At 62.7% G+C, this 17,835-nt stretch carries 18 protein-coding genes; 9 read left to right on the top strand and 9 right to left on the bottom strand.

The features are described 5' to 3' along the window. Window positions 1-566 precede the first annotated feature (566 nt). The 5 genes from OIS50_RS20265 to OIS50_RS20245 all read left to right on the top strand — a co-directional run bounded on the left by OIS50_RS20265 (window position 567) and on the right by OIS50_RS20245 (window position 5,426). Window positions 567-1,334, top strand: a complete 768-nt coding sequence (locus OIS50_RS20265) for a ParA family protein (protein ID WP_123823395.1) — start codon at window positions 567-569, stop codon at window positions 1,332-1,334. Further along, on the top strand, window positions 1,334-1,819 hold the full coding sequence (locus tag OIS50_RS20260; protein ID WP_183405404.1) for a hypothetical protein: 486 nt from the start codon (window positions 1,334-1,336) through the stop codon (window positions 1,817-1,819). The genes OIS50_RS20265 and OIS50_RS20260 overlap by 1 nt, the downstream gene beginning before the upstream one ends. Window positions 1,820-2,692: 873 nt before the next feature. Then, entirely contained in the window at window positions 2,693-3,637 is a 945-nt protein-coding gene (locus OIS50_RS20255) for a replication initiation protein (RefSeq protein WP_227769184.1), read from the top strand. A 183-nt stretch (window positions 3,638-3,820) separates the two neighbouring features. Further along, window positions 3,821-4,144, top strand: a complete 324-nt coding sequence (locus OIS50_RS20250) for a helix-turn-helix domain-containing protein (RefSeq protein WP_227769183.1) — start codon at window positions 3,821-3,823, stop codon at window positions 4,142-4,144. A gap of 4 nt (window positions 4,145-4,148) precedes the next feature. After that, the gene (locus OIS50_RS20245; RefSeq protein WP_227769182.1) at window positions 4,149-5,426 is read left to right on the top strand and encodes a type II toxin-antitoxin system HipA family toxin; all 1,278 of its coding nucleotides are present in this window, start codon (window positions 4,149-4,151) and stop codon (window positions 5,424-5,426) included. 55 nt (window positions 5,427-5,481) lie between these two features. Here OIS50_RS20245 and OIS50_RS20240 read toward each other — a convergent pair whose 3' ends face one another. The 8 genes from OIS50_RS20240 to OIS50_RS20205 all read right to left on the bottom strand — a co-directional run bounded on the left by OIS50_RS20240 (window position 5,482) and on the right by OIS50_RS20205 (window position 9,711). Continuing rightward, window positions 5,482-6,003, bottom strand: a complete 522-nt coding sequence (locus OIS50_RS20240; protein WP_227769181.1) for a hypothetical protein — start codon at window positions 6,001-6,003, stop codon at window positions 5,482-5,484. 45 nt (window positions 6,004-6,048) lie between these two features. Further along, on the bottom strand, window positions 6,049-6,324 hold the full coding sequence (locus OIS50_RS20235) for a hypothetical protein (protein WP_227769180.1): 276 nt from the start codon (window positions 6,322-6,324) through the stop codon (window positions 6,049-6,051). Between the two features lie 55 nt (window positions 6,325-6,379). Continuing rightward, window positions 6,380-6,658: a hypothetical protein gene (locus OIS50_RS20230; protein ID WP_227769179.1), complete on the bottom strand. Its 279-nt coding sequence runs from the start codon at window positions 6,656-6,658 to the stop codon at window positions 6,380-6,382. A gap of 78 nt (window positions 6,659-6,736) precedes the next feature. Further along, window positions 6,737-7,303: a hypothetical protein gene (locus OIS50_RS20225; protein WP_227769178.1), complete on the bottom strand. Its 567-nt coding sequence runs from the start codon at window positions 7,301-7,303 to the stop codon at window positions 6,737-6,739. A 241-nt stretch (window positions 7,304-7,544) separates the two neighbouring features. After that, a complete protein-coding gene (locus OIS50_RS20220) occupies window positions 7,545-7,940 on the bottom strand; it encodes a hypothetical protein (RefSeq protein ID WP_227769177.1) in 396 nt (131 codons plus the stop codon). Between the two features lie 44 nt (window positions 7,941-7,984). Then, window positions 7,985-8,314, bottom strand: a complete 330-nt coding sequence (locus tag OIS50_RS20215; protein ID WP_227769176.1) for a hypothetical protein — start codon at window positions 8,312-8,314, stop codon at window positions 7,985-7,987. 33 nt (window positions 8,315-8,347) lie between these two features. Next, entirely contained in the window at window positions 8,348-8,638 is a 291-nt protein-coding gene (locus tag OIS50_RS20210; protein WP_227769175.1) for a hypothetical protein, read from the bottom strand. A gap of 77 nt (window positions 8,639-8,715) precedes the next feature. Beyond that, window positions 8,716-9,711 carry an ArdC family protein gene (locus tag OIS50_RS20205; RefSeq protein WP_264694780.1) on the bottom strand — a complete coding sequence of 332 codons (996 nt, stop codon included), beginning with the start codon at window positions 9,709-9,711 and terminating at the stop codon, window positions 8,716-8,718. Between the two features lie 375 nt (window positions 9,712-10,086). Here OIS50_RS20205 and OIS50_RS20200 point away from each other — a divergent pair, with 375 nt between their 5' ends. Next, window positions 10,087-10,554, top strand: a complete 468-nt coding sequence (locus tag OIS50_RS20200) for a LexA family protein (protein WP_110980514.1) — start codon at window positions 10,087-10,089, stop codon at window positions 10,552-10,554. A 2-nt stretch (window positions 10,555-10,556) separates the two neighbouring features. Further along, window positions 10,557-11,855, top strand: coding sequence for a Y-family DNA polymerase (locus OIS50_RS20195; RefSeq protein ID WP_264694777.1), 1,299 nt, complete (start codon window positions 10,557-10,559; stop codon window positions 11,853-11,855). Here the strand turns inward: OIS50_RS20195 and OIS50_RS20190 are convergent. After that, the gene (locus OIS50_RS20190) at window positions 11,852-12,766 is read right to left on the bottom strand and encodes a hypothetical protein (RefSeq protein WP_264694776.1); all 915 of its coding nucleotides are present in this window, start codon (window positions 12,764-12,766) and stop codon (window positions 11,852-11,854) included. The genes OIS50_RS20195 and OIS50_RS20190 overlap by 4 nt on opposite strands. Before the next feature lie 162 nt (window positions 12,767-12,928). Between OIS50_RS20190 and OIS50_RS20185 the strand changes: the two genes are divergently transcribed. Then, window positions 12,929-13,258, top strand: coding sequence for a DUF6660 family protein (locus OIS50_RS20185; protein ID WP_183405467.1), 330 nt, complete (start codon window positions 12,929-12,931; stop codon window positions 13,256-13,258). Between the two features lie 177 nt (window positions 13,259-13,435). Beyond that, the gene (locus OIS50_RS20180) at window positions 13,436-17,830 is read left to right on the top strand and encodes a CusA/CzcA family heavy metal efflux RND transporter (protein ID WP_264694773.1); all 4,395 of its coding nucleotides are present in this window, start codon (window positions 13,436-13,438) and stop codon (window positions 17,828-17,830) included. Window positions 17,831-17,835 lie beyond the last annotated feature (5 nt).

The raw sequence follows: 17,835 nt of genomic DNA, 5'->3' as shown, positions 1-17,835 counted from the left end.
TGGTTGCTGGCTTTGATTCAATTATGCCGCATTGCAGCTCAAGGGCACGCCGACGCGGGTTTTAAGCTGCTGGGTTCAAATCAACAGTTCTGCAATTCTGCATTTCTGTTGCTGATATACGGCACCTGCTAGCTCTAACTGGTCGCTTGTGCCGCAATTCTGCTTTTCTGTAGTTCTACACTTCTACCAGTTGTGCCCTTACGCGTCGGCTCCGTGCTTTCTGCTTTTGTGCAAATCTGTTGTTCTGTTGTTTTGTATTTCTGTTAAATTCACGCACTCACTAGCTACCCGCCCCATCTAGCTGCGGTTCTGCAAAAACACACTTCTGCAAACCTGTTTTTCTGTTGTTGTGTGATTCTGTTTTTTTGTTATTTGACTTTTCTGCAACTTGACAGAACCGCATGACGACAGAAAAGCAGAAATACTTTTCTGTTTAAAAACACTTCTGCTTTTCAGCAAAAGTGTTGTTCTGCGCTTCTGGCTTTCTGCTTTTCTATTACTTTTGGTTTATTGTCCTGCCGGCGCGTTGCCCCGGTACCTACCTACGCCTCAACCCCACACCCACTATGTCCAAGGTTATCAGCTTTGCCACCCAGAAGGGGGGCTCCGGTAAATCCACGCTGGCTCTGGTGCTCGCTGCCCCGCTGGCAACGGAGTACGGCTTGCGCATCGCCGTCCTCGACTGCGACTACCAGCAGAGCATTGTCAAGACCCGCGAGCAGGTGGACGCGGCCAACTTCGCCAAGCTGCGCGAAGTCAACCCCGACGCCCAGTATCCCTACGACGTGTACCCCTGGCAGCTGAGCCAGATTTTTGACTTCATCGATAATCCCGAGCACAACTACGACCTCATCATCATCGACGTGCCCGGCCGCGCCGACGGCGACGATGTGTTCAACGCCCTGACGGCCTGCGACGCGGTAATAGTGCCCCTGGTGTCGGATTACCTGGACCGGGCCTCCACGGCCGAATTTATGACCATCCTGGAGGCCATCAAGAAAGCCGCCGACGACGCCCAGATTGACTTCCAGTACTACGGCCTGCCCACCAAGCGCGTGGCGGGGCAGCGGGAGGAGAAAGAGATGGACGACTACATCGATGGACTGGGCCTGGCGCGCTTTAACTCGTACCTGGGCCACCGCAAGGCCTACACCCGGGCCTCGACGCTTTACAGCCTGCTTAACCCGGCCTGGTCGCGCTACGCCGGCGGCTCCAAGGACACGAGCGAGGAAATCCGCCGCGTGTGCGAGGAACTCATCGAGCGCCTGGGCTTGCCCGACCGCCGTTCTACCGCGGCTACCACCGTATCCACCGCTTCAACCTCCGCTAAGTAATGGGCTTCGAGAAACCACAAATCACGCCGCGGCGCCGCATTGAAGTACCCGAAGAGGCTCGCCAGCAGGCCCGGGCGGGAATGGGAGGGGAGGCCACCCGCACGGCCACCACGCCGCCGGCGCCGGTAGAGCCCATTGCGCCCCCCACGCCCACAGCTGCGCCGGTAGTTGCGGCCCCTGCCCCTGAACCCGCAGCTGTGGCGCCGCAGCCCACGGTCTCGCAACCAGGACCACCGACAGCCGCTCGGGCGCGTGCCTCCACGCGGGGCCGTAAGACCGCCGCGGCCGCGGCACCAACCCCGGAGCCCGAAGTGCCCCTGCATACGGTGCAAATCGCCAAATCCGTGGTGCAGGAGATTAAGATGAGCCTGCTGCTGGCCACGCCGGGTCCGGACACCCCGACTACCATCAAGAACTACCTGGAGGCGGCCCACCGCCACTACGATGCCTACCTGCGTAAGTCTGGCAAGCTGCCGGTTAAGTAGGGGAGGGGCTTCTCTCCGCCGACTCAGTGCAAGCAGCCTCTTCGGGGGCTGCTTTGCTTTTGGGCGGTGGGGGAGGAGAGGCGCCAGGCTGCGTGCGATACCCTCTGGCTGCGCTCACTTTTTATAAGCGCCGGTCGTCTGGCAGCCCGCCCTTGCCCGCAGGCGGCGCAACTGCTGTGTTCCGCCGAGGGAGCTAAACCGCGCACCCAGGGCAAAAAGAGGGCATTTACTGCGGATAGAGGCCTGGGGTTGCGCTTATAAAACGTGCTAGTTGGCCGCTGGGAGCACTGCAGGGACTTATAAAAAGTGGTAATTCATTGTTAGCTAATAGTTAGCAAAAAGTTAGTAAGCATCTGTTTGACCTTGAAAAAAGTTGGAATGACTTATAAAAAGTGGTGCAGAGCACCGATTCCCGTCTCGGCTTCGAGAAGCTGTATTCGCTTATAAAACGTGAGATTAACTTTGAATCAGTAACTAACGTCTTAAAAAAGTGCAATCCCTTAATGACGTCTGTTTTCTTCTGTTCGTTGTGTTGTTTTCTTGTTTGTTTGGCTGGTGGTTTGCAGCCGACCATCTAAAAGCTTATCGAGGGGGGTAACATCAACCTTTGTGAGTTATTTGCTATTACTTGTTCTATTTGTAGGGCTCATAACTCGCTGATACACAGTAGTATATAATGGTATAAAACCACTTTTTATAAGCGAAAAACCACTTTTTATACCTTTTATTACCACGTTTTATAAGCGAACTCTCACGTTTTATAAGCCTAAAGACCACGTTTTATAAGCCAAAAACCACGTTCAATTACCACTGTGGTTTTTTATCCTCTGCGGGCTTACATTTGCCTTATCCCGCGTCCGTATCTGCTACCCTATGAAGCCCGAAGAAACTGCCGTTGTGGTGGTGGAGCCCACCCCCGTTGTTCGCCAGCACAATGCCATCACCCAGGCGCGCTACGACTACACCGCTTGCCAGCTCGACATATTCTTCTACCTGCTCTCCCGGCTACGCCGGGACGACACGGCCGACCAAGAATACACGATTTACGTGAAGGATGTGGAAGCGCTGACCGGGCGGCAGTGGAACTACCAGCAGCTGCGCGAAGCGACGGCCGACATGGGCTCGCGGATGTTCGAGGTGGAAAGCGAGCGCACCTACCAGCAGCTGTGGATGTTTCAGCGCGTGGAGTACATCAAGGGCAAAGGCTGCCTGCAGATTCAGCTGGCGGCGCCAATTCGCCCCTACCTGTTCAACCTCAAGGAAAATTTTACGTCCTACCAGCTGCACTCGGCCCTGAAGCTGAGCAGCAAGTACGCCAAGCGCATCTACCAGCTGGTGAGCCAATGGAAGGACAAAACCTCGACCCGTACCTACCCACTGGACGAGTTCAAGCAGATGCTGCACCTGAAAGACCCCAAGGGCAAGGAGCCGGAGCTGTTTCAGAACATCAGCCAACTTAAAGCCCGGGTGCTCGACATTGCCGTGCGCCAGGTCAGCGAGCACACCGACCTCAAGATTGACTACGAGCTGGTCAAGAAGGGCAGGGCCTACGACGCGGTGCGCTTCACCATCGCCCGCCAGCACCCCCAGCAGCTGCCCATCCCGTTCGAGCAGCCGGCTGAGGACGCCCGGGCCTTCGCTGCCCGGCAGCACCTGGACGCGCTGGGCATTACCCAGCCGCAGCTGGTGGCCACCATCCTCGGGGATGCCAAGCACCTGGACCAGCTGTTCAAGTTCACCTACCAGCTGAAAACCGATAAGGTCAAGGCGACTAAAAATCCGGGTGGGCTGTTTTTGAAAATCTGCGGGTTGCGCTAGGTGCTTGCCTTCGGCTGGTGCGCCGTAGCTAATGGTGAGCGTCGTCGTAGTCAGGGAAAAAAGCCACAGGTTTTATACCGCTGCCAGTACAACCGGTTGCGGGACATGGGCAACGGCGGCAATTAAAATAATGCGCAATAAATTGGGCGCTATCAGGTATTTTTGCTCATCATATTGCGCATTATGCCAAAAGAATCCGTTGTCCTGTTACCACGATTGCAGCAGCTGCTGACGCAGACGGGGGAAAACATCCGCCTGGCCCGCCTGCGCCGCAAGCTCAGCGCGGCCCGGGTGGCGGAGCGCGCGGCCATCAGCCGCAACACCCTGCACGCCATCGAGCAGGGCGCTGCCACGGTGAGCATGGGGGCCTACCTGCAGGTGCTGTTCGTGCTGGGGCTGGAAAAAACCCTGCTCCAGCTGGCAGCCGACGACGTATTGGGCCGCAAGCTGCAGGATGCCGAACTGGTGGTTAGCGCCCGCGCCCCGAAACAATCTGCTGGCGAGTAGTTCCATGGCCAAAACCGCTGAACGCCGCCAGCTCTACGTGTACGCCGACTGGCAGGGTCTGGCCGATGGACCGCAGCTGATGGGCACGCTCTCGGCCGTGCCGGTGCGGGGCAAAGAAGTGTTTTCCTTTGCCTACGACGCGCAGTGGCTGGCCCAGCCGCAGGCCCAGGCGCTTGACCCGGCGCTGCAGCTGTTTGCCGGGCCGCAGTACCTGCCGGAAGACCAGTCCAACTTTGGCCTGTTCCTGGATTCCTCGCCCGACCGCTGGGGGCGGCTGCTCATGCGCCGGCGCGAAGCCGCCCTGGCCCGGCAGGAGGAGCGCCGCGAGCGGCCGCTGCTCGAATCGGACTACCTGCTGGGGGTCTTCGATGGCCACCGCATGGGCGGGCTGCGTTTCAAAACCGACCCGGCCGGCCCGTTTCTCAACGACAACCGGGCCATGGCGGCCCCGCCGTGGACGTCCCTGCGGGAGTTGGAATACGCCAGCTTGCAGCTGGAGCGGGTGGACGCGCCCCAGGACCCGGACTACCTTAAGTGGCTGTTTATGCTGGTCGCGCCTGGCTCCTCACTGGGCGGGGCGCGGCCCAAGGCCAGCGTGGTGGACGAGCACGGACAATTGTGGATTGCCAAGTTCCCCAGCGGGCAGGACGAGCACGACGTCGGCGCCTGGGAAGCCGTCGTGAACGAGTTGGCCCAGGCCGCCGGCCTGCAGGTGGCCACCGGCCGGGCCCAGCGCTTCAACAGCCGCCACCACACCTTCCTTTCCCAGCGCTTTGACCGCACGGCCACCGGCGAGCGGCTGCACTTTGCCTCGGCTATGACCCTGCTGGGCTACCAGGACGGCACGGACCACCAGGACGGGGCCAGCTACCTGGAACTGGCGGGCCTGCTCATCCAGCAGGGCGCCCAGGTGGCCGGGGACCTGACGGAGCTCTGGCGGCGCATCGTGTTCAACATCTGCGTCTCGAACACCGACGACCACCTGCGCAACCACGGCTTTCTGCTCACGCCCCGGGGCTGGCGCCTCGCGCCGGCGTTCGACCTGAACCCCATCCGCTACGGGCAGGGCCTCAAGCTCAACATCTCCGAAACAGACAATGCGCTCGACCTTGACCTGGCCCGGGAGGTAGCCCCCTACTTCCGCCTGTCGGCCGCACAGGCCGAAACGGTGCTCGCGCAGGTTGTGGCCGCGGTGCGGCAATGGCCGGACGTGGCCAGCCGGTATCAGGTCTCGCGCACCGAGCAGGAGCTGATGGCGGGCGCCTTCGAGGCGGCGCAGTAACCGGCAGAACAGCTCGCAGGCCGTTTACCAGCACGGAGCGCGTAGGCCGCAATGGCTAAAGTGGAGCCGGATACGTTGCCAGGCACCCCCGCTTATATGCTTCGTATTCGGGCTGGGCATCCGCCAGGTCGTCGGGGAATGCGTCGAACTGCTCGTCAGCATAAGCCCAAGCCCGAAGCTCCCGCCCTCTCTCCGCTACCGGGTCACGGTCGCGAGTACCGGGTAATGGCCGGTCAACGTCATCATGGGCGTGCCCCGATTCGTGCATGATGTCAAAAATCACTTCCCTTTTGCTGCCAAAACGGGGCTCTTTCTTTATCCAGAGATAAAAGGCCCGTCTCCCATCGGGGAGTGTCGTAGCACTACAGGTGGACCAGTCCTTGTCGTACAGGGAAAGCCCGATGTTCTGCGCGTAGGAATTTCTGATGAGTGCTTCGAGAATGCTATCATAAGCCGGGAGATTAACCCAGGCTTTAAACTCCTTGATTTTCATCTCGATTTGAGCGTCAGAAACCATACCGGAAGGGTCGCGGGAAATAACATCCAGCTCAAAGCTAGGCTCAGAGCGGTTAATCATCCCGGCACCGGGCACGGGGCATGATTTGTTGCCCATTGATACCCCTTACTCCGCGGCCGCTTCAGCGCGCACGACGGCAAAGAGGTCCTCTTCGGAGACATTGAGCACCCGCGCCAGCTGCTGCAGTTCGCCGACGGTGCAGGTACCGGGGCTGCGCTTGCGGGTGTCGTAGGTACGGGCCGACACGCCCCAGGCTTCCACGATGCGCTTGCGCGTACCGGCAACTTCCAGCAACTCGGCCAGGGTGGCGGGGTGGTGTACGCGCGGCGGGCTGGTCAGGGGCTCGGTGAAAGCCACGGTGGGGGAGGGCACTTTAGGCATGGAAGAAAGGCTAAAAAGGCACAGAATAAAGCGCGAAAGGTAGCCTGTCTACGTGCTAGCTGCTCACTTGGCTATAATTTCTTTTTCTTTCGGGCCCGTCTTCTGAGGCCAGCGTTTGCTCTTCCCAGCGCCCACACTCGGTCACGGCCAGGGCCAGCCACCGTTCTAGTCGGGCCGCATCGGTGCACCGGCGCATAAACGCTTCGGCGGCCTGCCGGCGAGCCGGCGCAATGGCCGGGTGCTGCAGGATGCAGCGCAGTTCCGTGCGCAGGGCCTCCAGTTGAGGGCAGAGGCCGGTAGCGGAGGCAATGGATGTATTCGAAGTAGCAGGCATCGGCGGTAAGCGGTGAGGAGTGAAACGGGCAGGCAGCGCGGGAGCCGCTCCGGTACCGGAGCGGCTCCCGCGCTGGGTTCAGCGCAGCAAAGCGGACTTCATCAGCAGCACCGGACCGGCCACTACGTCGACGGGCGAATAGTGCTCCAGGGGGTAGGTTTCGTACCACAGGGCCGTGGCCAGCGGGTTGATGGGGCGCCGGCGGTCTTTGCCCTCGTCGTCAAACACCAGGATGTAGCCCTCGTAAGGCCCATGCTGGGGGCAGTGCACGTCGATGTAGTTGGCTTCCAGCGCGGCGTACAGTTGGGCCAGGCCAAAGCTTTTGCGGCCCTTTTCGGGGCGTAGCTCGCGGGTGCTGCCGTCCACGCCCAGCAGCGTGGCGGCCCCCTCGGCGGGCAGCATGCCCGCGTGCTGGGTCAGGAAATACGTCCCGAGGGCCTGGCGAGTGGCGTAGGCAGCACCGCCTACTACCTGGAACGGGCCGCCATCGTAGCTCGTCGTCGGAAAGAGCTTGCCCGTGGTGCCACACAGGGCCACAATGTGCGCGGGCTGGCCGGGCGCGGTGCGCAGAAACAGGCGGGGCGGCAGCGGGAAGTTGGCGCCCTCGGGCCTCACCAACTCAGTGTTGTGCAGGCTGAAAAGCAACGGTTTGGCGACAATTGAACGGGGCGCATTTTCCATAATACAGAGCTGATTTATTGATGCTTGCCTCTGTATATTAAACGAAACAACCGCTCCGCTCGTTCTCTTTTTTACCTATTTTATGTATCTTTTTGCTCTTTTTAATCAGTCTTCTTTGCCCCACTGCCCGCATTAGGTGTCCCAACAAACAAGCGCAGCCGCCGAGTTTGGCGGCTGCGCTTGTTTGTTGGGACACGGCTGGAACTCAAGATTGCTCGGGACCGGCGTCAAGCAGCCCGCCGGAAAGGCGCCGGCGGGAGGTACGGCTGGTAGCGGGAGGGTCGGGTAGAGGCTCAAACCAGTCGCGGTAAGCCGTTGTCAGCCGGTCGGCCACGACGGCCAGGCGCTGCTGCTCGCCGGCGCGCTGCACCCAGATGTGGGCGCTGCCGCAGCCCACCTCGTAGCCGGGACCCAAGAGCTTCTTCACCGCCCCCGCCAGCCCGCGCAAATCGGTGGTATGGGTGTGAGCCTGCACGTGCCGGCGCAGGGCCAGCAGGCGGCGTTGTTCGGCCGCATTGACGGGTTGCTGCTCAATGGCCAGGTAGGCCTGCTGCGGAGGAAACGGGTTGGAGAGGGCGGCGGAGTTGGGTTGCTGGGGCATGGGAAGAGGGTAAACGTTAGGGAAAGCGCGGGTAGCAGGGTCGTTCAGGGCACGGCCAGGTAGCGCGGGTCCTGAAAGCCGGCCAGCAGCCGGGCCGTGGCAAAGGCGGCGAAATGGCCGCGGCGGTAGTCGGCGTGCAGCTGGCCCACGTGGGTAAACTCGTAGCGCAGGCCCGTATGCCCCAGGGGTACCAGGAACTGGTCGGCCTCCTCGGCGCTGAAGCCGCTCAGGTCGCGCCCGCCCCGGCTGAGCAGCAGCTGCACGCCGGGCCGCTCTCCCGGGCCGCGCTCGTAGACTTCGTAGATGAGGCCCACCGCGTGCTCGCGGGGGTAGAGCACGGCGTCGCCGACGGTTAACTGCTGGGCTGCGGGCATACGAATGGAAATAGCGTGAATGGCGGGAGCCCCTCAAAGCAGCAACAGGCGGTACTGCCCGGCCTGGTCTTCGCGGGTGGCGCGTACGGCTTCGCGGGCCAAGGGCCGCAGGGCGTTGACCAGCGCGTCAAGCACCTGAAAGTCTTCAATGGTGGCCACCCCCACCGGCAGGCGCTCGGCTACTTCGAGCGTGAGGCCTTCGCTGCTCAGGCCGTAACCGCGCTGCTGCATATCAGCTTCGATGTCGGTGAGCACGGCGGCTACCCGCGCGCGGTAGTGGTTCCAATCGGGGTCCCCGAAAACGGGGGCTTCACTTGCATTCATGGGGCGGTAGGGGAGAAGAGGGTGAAAAAGCAACCAGCCAGGTGGGCAGCCGCCGGCCGCGGCTGCCCGACCGGGGCTTATGCGGCCGCTAGCCAGCTGAGTTCAGCCGCTCTGTACTGTTGGCTCACTTCGTCTTCTTCGGGTACCAGCTCCACCACCCGGGGCGGCGCGGGAGCGGCCACCGGCTCGCCCTCCTCGACCACACCCAAAATAAGCTTGGCGGCGCGCTGAGCCTTGCTGGCCGCCTGCAGCACCAGCTTTTTGTCGTTTTTCAGACGCTCCAGCCAAGACTGGATGTAGGCCACAGCGTTTTCTTCGGTCTGCACCGTATCCAAGCCAGCGGCGGCGCACAGGAACGAGGCGCCCATTTCGGCCGTCAGTTCTTCACGGGCGTAGCTGGCCGAGCGCTTGCCTTCGCCGGCGGTCAGGTCCGGCCGGTCTAGCCGCGAGGCGTGGCCGGTGCTGTGGGTCAGCTCGTGAAACAGGGTCGCGTAGTAGCCTTCGGCGGTGGTGAAGGTGTCCCGCTCCGGCATGTTCACCAGGTCGAGCGCCGGGGAGTAGTATGCCCGCTGGTGCAGGTGTTCAATGGCCGGGCGCCCGTCCCAGTTGCGCACAATGGCCTCGGCCGCCTCAATGGGCGTGTGCGCGTGGCGTTCCACCGCGGGCAGCACAAAGTCAATATTTTCGATGTCCTCTACTGAAAACACGGTGTAGTACTTCAGGAAAGGTGTTTTTTCTTCCTTGCCGGTTTGCTCGTTCTCGCGTACCGACACGTTGTAGTACACCACCGGGTGCCCCTTGGCGCCCTTGCGCACGTTACCGCCCAGGGCCAGGGCCTGCTTGAAGGTTAAAAAGAAAGGCAGCGCGCCGCTGAAGTGCAGCAGAAAGGCGTTGATGCCCGTGTAAGCCGCACCCGTGGCGTAGTTGCGGGGCAAACCATACACCGCGTTCCACGGCTTGCGCCACGGAATGATGCCGCCTTCCAGCGCGGCCACAATGCGGTCGGTTACAATCTGGTAAACGTCGGGGCGGGGAGTAGCGGTACGGGCGGCGTTCTTGCGGGTCTTTTTCATGATAAAGCGCTGTTTTCGTGGGCGTTTATTATACTTATTAAACGAAAAAAGCACCCTTATAGTTTTCTTTTTGCTCTATTTATTATATCTTTTTGCTCTTTTTACACCTCCTTCTTTCCCCCACTGCCCCTTTGTAGCTGCGCCGAAATGACGGTGTGACAGCAGCTTAAAAACCACTTTTTATAAGCGGCAGTGTAGGTTGATGAGCCTTCGGCCAGTCAACTTGCCTGTTCGGTTCGGAGGGGGGCGTGACTGGGTAACACCCGGGGTAGTGCCGGTAGCCTTTCCCAACTTCCGGCTACAATTTTTAGCCTTGTTTCTACTAATTTTATTAGCAGCACGTATTATTGTGGCCACGCCTATGCTACACCACCCATGCGCAACGTCGAATTAATCCCGGTCCACGACTCCCAAACCCCGTTTCTGCTTCCTCTTTTTAGCTGTTCGGTGTCCGCCGGCTTTCCCTCGCCGGCGTCCGATTACACCGATGAGCTGTTTGACCTGAACCGCCTGCTCCTGCGCCACCCCGATGCCACGTACCTGGTGCGGGTAAGCGGGGAGAGCATGAAAAACGCCGAGATTCACGAGGGCGACCTGCTGGCCGTGGACAAGCAGATGGAAGCCGACCACAACCACATCGTGGTAGCCGTGGTGGACGGGGAGTGCACCGTCAAGCGCTTGGTGTGCGAGCACGGCACCTGGTGGCTTAAGCCGGAGAACCCGGACTACCAGCCCTGGGAGATTCACGACGCGGGCGCCGTGCGCATCTGGGGCGTGGTCACCCACGTGCTGCACGAGCTGGTTCCCGGTAAACTGGCGGCCTTGCTGCGCACCCGCGACTAGCTATGTACGCCTTAGTTGATTGCAACAACTTCTACGTGAGCTGCGAGCGGGTTTTTCAGCCCCGGCTCGAAGGCCGGCCCGTGGTGGTCCTGTCGAATAACGACGGGTGTTTGATATCCCGCAGCGCGGAGGCCAAGGCCCTGGGCCTGCAAATGGGGGAGCCCTATTTTCAGGTCAAGCCTCTGCTGGAGCAACACAACGTGGCCGTATTTTCCAGCAACTACGCCCTCTACGGCGACATGTCGCGCCGGGTGATGTGGTACCTGAGCCAGGTAGCGCCGGCGGTGGAAATTTACTCCATTGACGAGGCCTTTCTCGACCTGCACGGCATGGAGCGCTTCGTGGTCAGCAGCCTCGACACCTTTGCCCGCACCGTGCGCGCCAACGTGCTGGCCCGCACCGGCATCCCTACCTGCGTGGGCATCGCCCCCACCAAAACCCTGGCCAAGCTGGCCAACCGTCTGGCCAAGAAAAACCCGGAGATGGGCGGGGTATGCTACCTCGATACGGCCGAGCGCCGCCACTGGGCCCTGGAGCAGGTGGGGGTGGAAGATGTCTGGGGCATTGGCCGGCAGTATGCCCAGAAGCTGCATGCCGCCGGCATTACCACGGCGGCTGGGCTGGCCGGCTGCTCGGAGGCCTTTGCCCGCAGGCACCTGGGCGGCGTGGTAGGGGCTCGTCTTGTGCGCGAGTTGCAGGGCTATCCCTGCCAGGGACTGGCGCCCAGCGAAGACGGTACCTTGTCGCGCCGTACGCTGTGCTGCTCGCGCACCTTTGGCCGGCCGCTGACCGATTTCCCCGATGTGATGGGTGCCGTCAGCGCCTTTGCCTCCCGGGCCGCAGAGAAGCTGCGCCGGCAGGGCGACGCGGCGCATCTGATGACCGTCTTTCTAAGCAAAAGCCGCTACGGGCTGGAGCCGCCCCCGTATTCCTGCTCCGCCGTGCTCACGCTGCCAACTACAACCAATGACACCCTTGAGCTGGTCCGCTTTGCCCGGGCAGCACTAAAACGCCTCTGGCAGCCGGGCAACCGCTACACCAAGGCCGGCGTGATACTCGACGGCTTGGAGCCGGAAGGACAACCACAGCTCACCCTGTTTGAACCCGCGCCCGTTTCGGAAAAACGGGCCAAGTTAATGGCCGAGCTCGATGCGTTGAACCGTCGCTTTGGCAAAGGCACCGTGAAGCTGGCTGCGCTGGTGTTGCCCCCCAGCCAGGCTCGCGCGCCCTGGGAGGGGCAAGCCCAGTGGCGCACGCCGCAATACACCACCCGCCTGGAAGACCTGCTCTTGGTCAGCTAAGTGCGTGCCTTAGCCGTGTCAGGATGCCCGTAAGAAGCGGACAAACGCTTTCGAAGCAGGCAATCAATCTTAAGGGAAGAATCTGATTCAAAGCTGTCCTCGAACACGAGCAAGCCGTCAACGCCTTGGGGCAGCAGCGGCAGGAGCGCCCGAAAGTCGTCGGTGTCAGGCGCCAGCAACGCTTTGAGATGGAGCACATCCATGAACACTTTGTTCACGGCCAGGAATACCCGCCCATTCAATCCGCTGTGGCCATCCTGGCCGAATTTATCGGCCAGCTTATTTCTGATTTTGAGCTCGAAGCTCTCGTCATCCTGCTTCAGGTCGATAACTTTCAGCGGGTACTCATCGGACTCCTGCTCGCTCGCGCTGTCCGCCTCGAGGAGCTTGTTGGGCATGTACACTTCCACGTGAAAGGTATTGCCCCTGGCCGTCTGCACGCTCAGGTCAATGTCCCGCTTTTTGAGCGTTGTCAGCAGCTTGAATTTCGTTTCGAAGCTCACCCTATACCCCCGCTGGTGCAGCGCATACGCCAGCGAAAGCTCGCTCATGGTAGCCAAGAAGTACAGGCCTTCCAGGTTTGTTATCTTTTCCAGGAAGCGCTTCTCGGCCGGTAGTTCAGGAAAAGCCCGCAAGTATACTTCCAGCTTCCGCAGCAGCCGTCTGTAGTGCGCAAAAAGGGCGTCGTCTCGCCCAGTCCGGATGCTGTACCCGGTCATAACCGATACATTCAGCAGATTCAGCTTTTCGCCGTTCCCGCCTAGAAAATCATCCGGGCTACGCTGGGAGCGCAGCGTGCCGGTCCACATCCTCACCACTTTGGCGCCGATAACCCCGCGGAGCCACGGGAACAGCTGGTAGCACAGCTCAAGATGGGCAAGGATATCAGCTACATCCGTAAACAAGCTCATGCTGCTGGGATAAGGGCGGGGGCCAGGTTGCTTTTGCTGTTGAAGTTACTCGGTTTCGGCACTGTACGGGGAAGTTCCGCGCAGCTCAATCAGGAACCTTTGCCGACCGAAGCGGGTACAAGCGGTAGCCGACAATTACCAGCTGTCGTTACCTTTGCCCTCATGCGTCTGTTGTCCCTGTTTTTCGCCTTTTACTTCGCGTGCCTGTCGACGATGACCTGCACCGACGAAGTGCCGGTGTCCCAGGACCAGGCGCACACCACCATCGCCGCGGCGTCGCATGCCGACGGCGGCACGGATGCACTGGGGGATTGGTGCTCCCCGCTGTGCCAGTGCCACTGCTGCCCCGGCGTGGTCATGCCGGTACCGGCTACCCCGGTCCTGCCGCAAGCCGCCCTGCCGGACTGGTCCGAGGCCCAGCGCCACGCCTTTCTCGTGGTAGCCGCTCCAACGCGGGCATCCGGGGCCGTGTGGCAGCCGCCCCAGGCCTAGCCCTTCCCTATTCTTCCTGCTGACTTCCTTCAGGTAGCCTGAGCACGTGCGCGTGTTCAGACTGCCGGCATATGCTCGTGGCAGCCATATGCCGCGGAAGTGCCACGTGCCCCGCCGCCCTGGGCCGGGGCCAGCAGGTCGTGACCGAAGTGTTAGACCTAACCCCCACAGCAACGGATGTTTGACCGGCTGATTCATTTTTCCATTCATAACAAGCTCATCATCGGGCTGCTGACGCTGGCGCTGGTCGTCTGGGGCGGCTACTCGCTGAGTCGGCTGCCGATTGACGCGGTGCCCGACATTACCACCAACCAGGTCGTTGTCTACACGGTGGCCCCGTCGCTGGCCGCCGGCGACATCGAGCGCCTGGTGTCCTTTCCCGTCGAGCAGAGCGTGGCCACGATTCCCGGCCGCGAGGAAGTGCGCTCGTTTTCGCGCTTCGGCCTGTCGGTGGTCACCATCGTCTTCGAGGACCAGATTGACATTTACTGGGCCCGCCAGCAGGTGGCCGAGCGCCTGCGCGAGGCGGAAAGCCAGATTCCGCCCAGCGTCGGCCGGCCGGAGCTGGCGCCCGTCAGCACCGGGCTGGGCGAGGTGTACCAGTACCTGGTGCGGGCCAAGCCCGGCTACGAGAAGCGCTACGACGCCCGCGAGCTGCGCACCATTCAGGACTGGATAGTGCGGCGCCAGCTGCTGGGCACGCCCGGCGTGGCCGACGTCGCCAGCTTCGGCGGCCAGCTCAAGCAGTACGAAGTCCGGTTGGACCCGGCGCGCCTGCGCGCGTTGAACGTCACCACCGAGCAGGTGTACCAGGCCGTGGCCGCCAACAACCAGAACGCCGGCGGGGCCTACCTGGACCAGAAGCCCACGGCCTACTTTATCCGCACCGAGGGCTTGGCCGAGAATGCCGCCGACCTGGGCAACATCGTCGTGCGCACCACCCAGGGCGGGCTGCCCGTGCTCGTGCGTGACGTGGCCGACGTGCGCGTGGGCTCGGCGGTGCGCTACGGGGCCATGACCCGCAACGACGAGGGAGAGGTCACCGGCGGCATCGTGCTCATGCTCAAAGGGGCCAACGCCAACGAGGTCATCCAGGCCGTGAAGCAGCGGATGCAGACCGTGCGCAAGTCCCTGCCCGAAGGCGTCACCATCGACGTGTACCTGGACCGCTCCGACCTGGTGGGCCGTGCCATCGGGACCGTGAAAACCAACCTGATTGAGGGCGCGCTCATCGTCATCTTCGTGCTGGTGCTCTTCCTCGGCAACTGGCGGGCCGGCCTGGTGGTGGCCTCGGTCATTCCGCTGGCCATGCTCTTTGCCATCGGCCTGATGCGCTTGTTCGGCGTGTCGGGCAACCTGCTCTCGCTCGGCGCCATCGACTTCGGCCTGGTGGTGGACGGGGCCGTGATTATCGTCGAAGCCATCGTGCACCGCCTGCACGGCGGGCAGCTGCAGGTGCCGGCGGGCCGCCTGAATGCCGCCCAGATGGACGAGGAAACCTACCACGCGGCCAGCAAGATTCGTTCCTCCGCCGCCTTTGGGGAAATCATCATCCTGATTGTGTACCTGCCCCTGTTGGCCTTGGCCGGCATTGAGGGCAAGATGTTTCGCCCCATGGCTGAAACCGTGGCTTTTGCCATCATCGGCGCCTTCATCCTCTCCCTGACCTACGTACCGATGATGTCGGCGCTGGTGCTGAGCCGCTCCACGGCCAGCACGCGCACGTTCTCCGACCGCATGATGCGCTGGCTCGAAGCCCGCTACCGCCCGGTGCTGGCGTGGGCGCTGCGCCGCCAGGCCCTGGTGCTGGGCTCGGCCGCCGTACTCTTTGCCGGGGCACTGCTGCTGTTTCGCACCCTGGGCGGGGAGTTCATCCCGCAGCTCTCGGAAGGCGACTTTGCCGTGGAGATGCGCACGCTCACCGGCTCCTCGCTGAGCTACACCATCGACAAAAGCCAGCAGGCCGCCGCCATTCTGCAGCGGCAGTTTCCCGAAGTCAAGGAGGTGGTCACCAAAATCGGCGCCGCCGAAATTCCCACCGACCCCATGCCGGTGGAAGGTGGCGACCTGATGGTTATCCTGGAGAAAGACCCGCGCAAGTGGACCTCGGCCCGCACCCAGGAAGAGCTGGCCGAGCGGATGGCCGAGGCGCTGCGCGTGATTCCGGGCGTGACCTTCGGCTTCCAGCAGCCCATCCAGATGCGCTTCAACGAGCTCATCAGCGGCGCCAAGCAGGACGTGGTGCTCAAAATCTACGGCGAAGACCTGCAGCTGCTGGGAGCCTACGCCCAGCGCGCGGCCCGCCTGGTCCGGCAGGTGGAAGGGGCCGAAGACGTGTACGTGGAGCAGGTTACCGGCCTGCCGCAAATCGTGGTCAAGCTCGACCGCAACCGCCTGGCCCGCTTCGGCCTGAACGCCGAGGACGTGAACCGCACCGTGCAAACCGCCTTCGCCGGCCAGACCGCCGGCCAGCTCTTCGAGCAGGAGCGCCGGTTCGACGTGGTGCTGCGCCTGGCCCCGGAGCTGCGCCAGAACATCAACAACGTGCGGCAGCTGCTGGTGGCCACGCCCCGCGGCGAGCAGATACCGCTGGAACAGGTGGCCACGGTGGACCTGCAGGAGGGCCCCAACCAAATCCAGCGCGACGACGCCAAGCGCCGCATCACGGTGGCCTTCAACGTGCGCGGCCGCGACGTGGAAAGCGTCGTGCGGGAGCTGCAGGGCAAGGTCGATGCGCAGCTGCCGCTGGCCCCGGGCTACTACACCACCTACGGCGGGCAGTTCGAGAACCTGCGCCAGGCCACCGAGCGCTTGGGCATCGCCGTGCCCGTGGCCCTGCTGTTGATTTTTGTGCTCCTGTTCTTCACGTTCCGGTCGCTGAAGCAGTCGGTGCTGATTTTTACGGCCATTCCGCTCTCGGCCATCGGCGGGGTGCTGGCCCTGTGGCTGCGGGGCATGCCGTTCAGCATCTCCGCCGGGGTCGGCTTCATTGCCCTGTTCGGGGTGGCCGTGCTCAACGGCATCGTGCTCATCGGCTATTTCAACCAGCTCAAAGCCGAAGGCCGCCAAAACGTCTACCAGCGCATTCTGGAAGGCACGCAGGTGCGCCTGCGCCCGGTGCTAATGACGGCCACGGTGGCCTCGCTGGGTTTTCTGCCCATGGCCCTGTCGCAATCGGCGGGGGCGGAAGTGCAACGGCCGCTGGCCACCGTCGTGATTGGCGGCTTGGTCACGGCCACCCTGCTGACCTTGCTGGTGCTGCCGGTGCTCTACGCGTGGTCCGAGCGCATCGCCCAGCCGGCCGAAAAGCCAACGCCGGCCCCGGTCCTGCCGGCTTCCCTGGTCCTGTTCCTGGGCTTGCTTGGCGGGGTGCTGACGGGTTCGCCAGCGCGGGCCCAGGGTCCTCTGTCGGCCACCCAGGCCGTCAGGCAAGCCCTGCAAGCCAACGGCACGGTGCAGGCCGCGCAACGCGCGTTGGAAGCCCAGCAGGCCCTGCGCCGCACGGCTTACGACGTGGGCCGCACCACCCTCGTCGGCACGTACGGCTCCATCAATTCGCCCCAGCCCGACAACGTGGTGAGCATTGGGCAGTCGCTGGCGCTGCCCGGGTACTACCGCGCGCAGGCCGGCCTGAGCCAGGCGCAGGTTGCGGGGCGGGAGCAGCAGCTGGCACAGGTACAGGCCGAGTTGCGCCGGCAAGTGCGCCGCAGCTACGAGCAGGCGGTCTACGCCCGCCACCGCCTGCGCACCCTGCGCGGGCAGGACAGCATCTATTCCGAGTTTCTGCGGGCAGCGCAGTTGCGGTTTAAAACCGGCGAGGTGAACCGACTGGAACCGGCCAACGCCATCATCCAGCAGGGCGAAACCCAGAACCTGCTGGCCCAGAGTCGCGCCGACCTGGTGGTGGCCCAACGGCAACTGCAGGCGCTGCTGCAGGCCCCGCAGGCCATTACCGTCGCCGACAGCACCCTGCAGTTACTGCCCCCTCCCCCCGCCGACACCGCCCGCTTGGCGGCCACGCCCCAGGCCCGAGCCCTGCAGCAGCAGATAGCCGAGCGACGGGCCGAAACGCGGCTGGAACGGGCCCGGGGCCTGCCCGAGGTAAGCGTGGGCTATACGAACCAGTCGCTGCGCGGCGTCTACGAGGAAGGCGGCCGCCCCGTGACCTACGGGCCCGGTGACCGGTTCCACAGCGTGCAGGCTGGGGTGGCCCTACCGTTGGTGCGGGGGCCGCAGCGCGCCCGCGTGCAGGCGGCCCAGCTGCAGGAGCAGGTGGCCGCGGCCACCTACCAGCGCTACCGGGCCGAAGCGGCGGCCCAGCTGGACGAGCTCCGCACGCGCCTGCAGGAGCAGCAGCGGCGCGTGCGGTTTTACGAGCAAACGGCCTTGCCCCAGGCCGCCGCGATTGTCCGGCTAAGCCAGCTGTCCTACAAAGCCGGCGAAACCACCTATTCCGAGTTGCTGCTCAACCTGGAGCGCGCCCTGAGCGTGCGCACGGCCTACCTCGATGCCGTGCTGCAGCACAACCAGACCGTCATTGACCTGGATTACCTGCTCGGCACCGCCCAGTAATCCTT

This window comes from Hymenobacter sp. YIM 151858-1 (genome assembly GCF_025979705.1).
In the GTDB taxonomy this organism is placed as follows: Bacteria; Bacteroidota; Bacteroidia; order Cytophagales; family Hymenobacteraceae; genus Solirubrum.
Note: the sequence above shows the minus strand (reverse complement) of the source record. Positions and strands in the feature narration are given on the sequence as shown.

What these genes read in the sequence shown, in the direction of transcription:
- OIS50_RS20250 (WP_227769183.1), top strand. Translation starts at nt 3,821, where the DNA reads ATGCCAAAAGAATCCGTTGTCCTGTTACCACGATTGCAGCAGCTGCTG.
- OIS50_RS20265 (WP_123823395.1), top strand. Translation starts at nt 567, where the DNA reads ATGTCCAAGGTTATCAGCTTTGCCACCCAGAAGGGGGGCTCCGGTAAA.
- OIS50_RS20190 (WP_264694776.1), bottom strand. Translation starts at nt 12,766, where the DNA reads ATGAGCTTGTTTACGGATGTAGCTGATATCCTTGCCCATCTTGAGCTG.
- OIS50_RS20215 (WP_227769176.1), bottom strand. Translation starts at nt 8,314, where the DNA reads ATGCCCGCAGCCCAGCAGTTAACCGTCGGCGACGCCGTGCTCTACCCC.
- OIS50_RS20220 (WP_227769177.1), bottom strand. Translation starts at nt 7,940, where the DNA reads ATGCCCCAGCAACCCAACTCCGCCGCCCTCTCCAACCCGTTTCCTCCG.
- OIS50_RS20200 (WP_110980514.1), top strand. Translation starts at nt 10,087, where the DNA reads ATGCGCAACGTCGAATTAATCCCGGTCCACGACTCCCAAACCCCGTTT.
- OIS50_RS20235 (WP_227769180.1), bottom strand. Translation starts at nt 6,324, where the DNA reads ATGCCTAAAGTGCCCTCCCCCACCGTGGCTTTCACCGAGCCCCTGACC.
- OIS50_RS20185 (WP_183405467.1), top strand. Translation starts at nt 12,929, where the DNA reads ATGCGTCTGTTGTCCCTGTTTTTCGCCTTTTACTTCGCGTGCCTGTCG.
- OIS50_RS20195 (WP_264694777.1), top strand. Translation starts at nt 10,557, where the DNA reads ATGTACGCCTTAGTTGATTGCAACAACTTCTACGTGAGCTGCGAGCGG.
- OIS50_RS20205 (WP_264694780.1), bottom strand. Translation starts at nt 9,711, where the DNA reads ATGAAAAAGACCCGCAAGAACGCCGCCCGTACCGCTACTCCCCGCCCC.
- OIS50_RS20255 (WP_227769184.1), top strand. Translation starts at nt 2,693, where the DNA reads ATGAAGCCCGAAGAAACTGCCGTTGTGGTGGTGGAGCCCACCCCCGTT.
- OIS50_RS20260 (WP_183405404.1), top strand. Translation starts at nt 1,334, where the DNA reads ATGGGCTTCGAGAAACCACAAATCACGCCGCGGCGCCGCATTGAAGTA.
- OIS50_RS20245 (WP_227769182.1), top strand. Translation starts at nt 4,149, where the DNA reads ATGGCCAAAACCGCTGAACGCCGCCAGCTCTACGTGTACGCCGACTGG.
- OIS50_RS20180 (WP_264694773.1), top strand. Translation starts at nt 13,436, where the DNA reads ATGTTTGACCGGCTGATTCATTTTTCCATTCATAACAAGCTCATCATC.
- OIS50_RS20230 (WP_227769179.1), bottom strand. Translation starts at nt 6,658, where the DNA reads ATGCCTGCTACTTCGAATACATCCATTGCCTCCGCTACCGGCCTCTGC.
- OIS50_RS20240 (WP_227769181.1), bottom strand. Translation starts at nt 6,003, where the DNA reads ATGATTAACCGCTCTGAGCCTAGCTTTGAGCTGGATGTTATTTCCCGC.
- OIS50_RS20210 (WP_227769175.1), bottom strand. Translation starts at nt 8,638, where the DNA reads ATGAATGCAAGTGAAGCCCCCGTTTTCGGGGACCCCGATTGGAACCAC.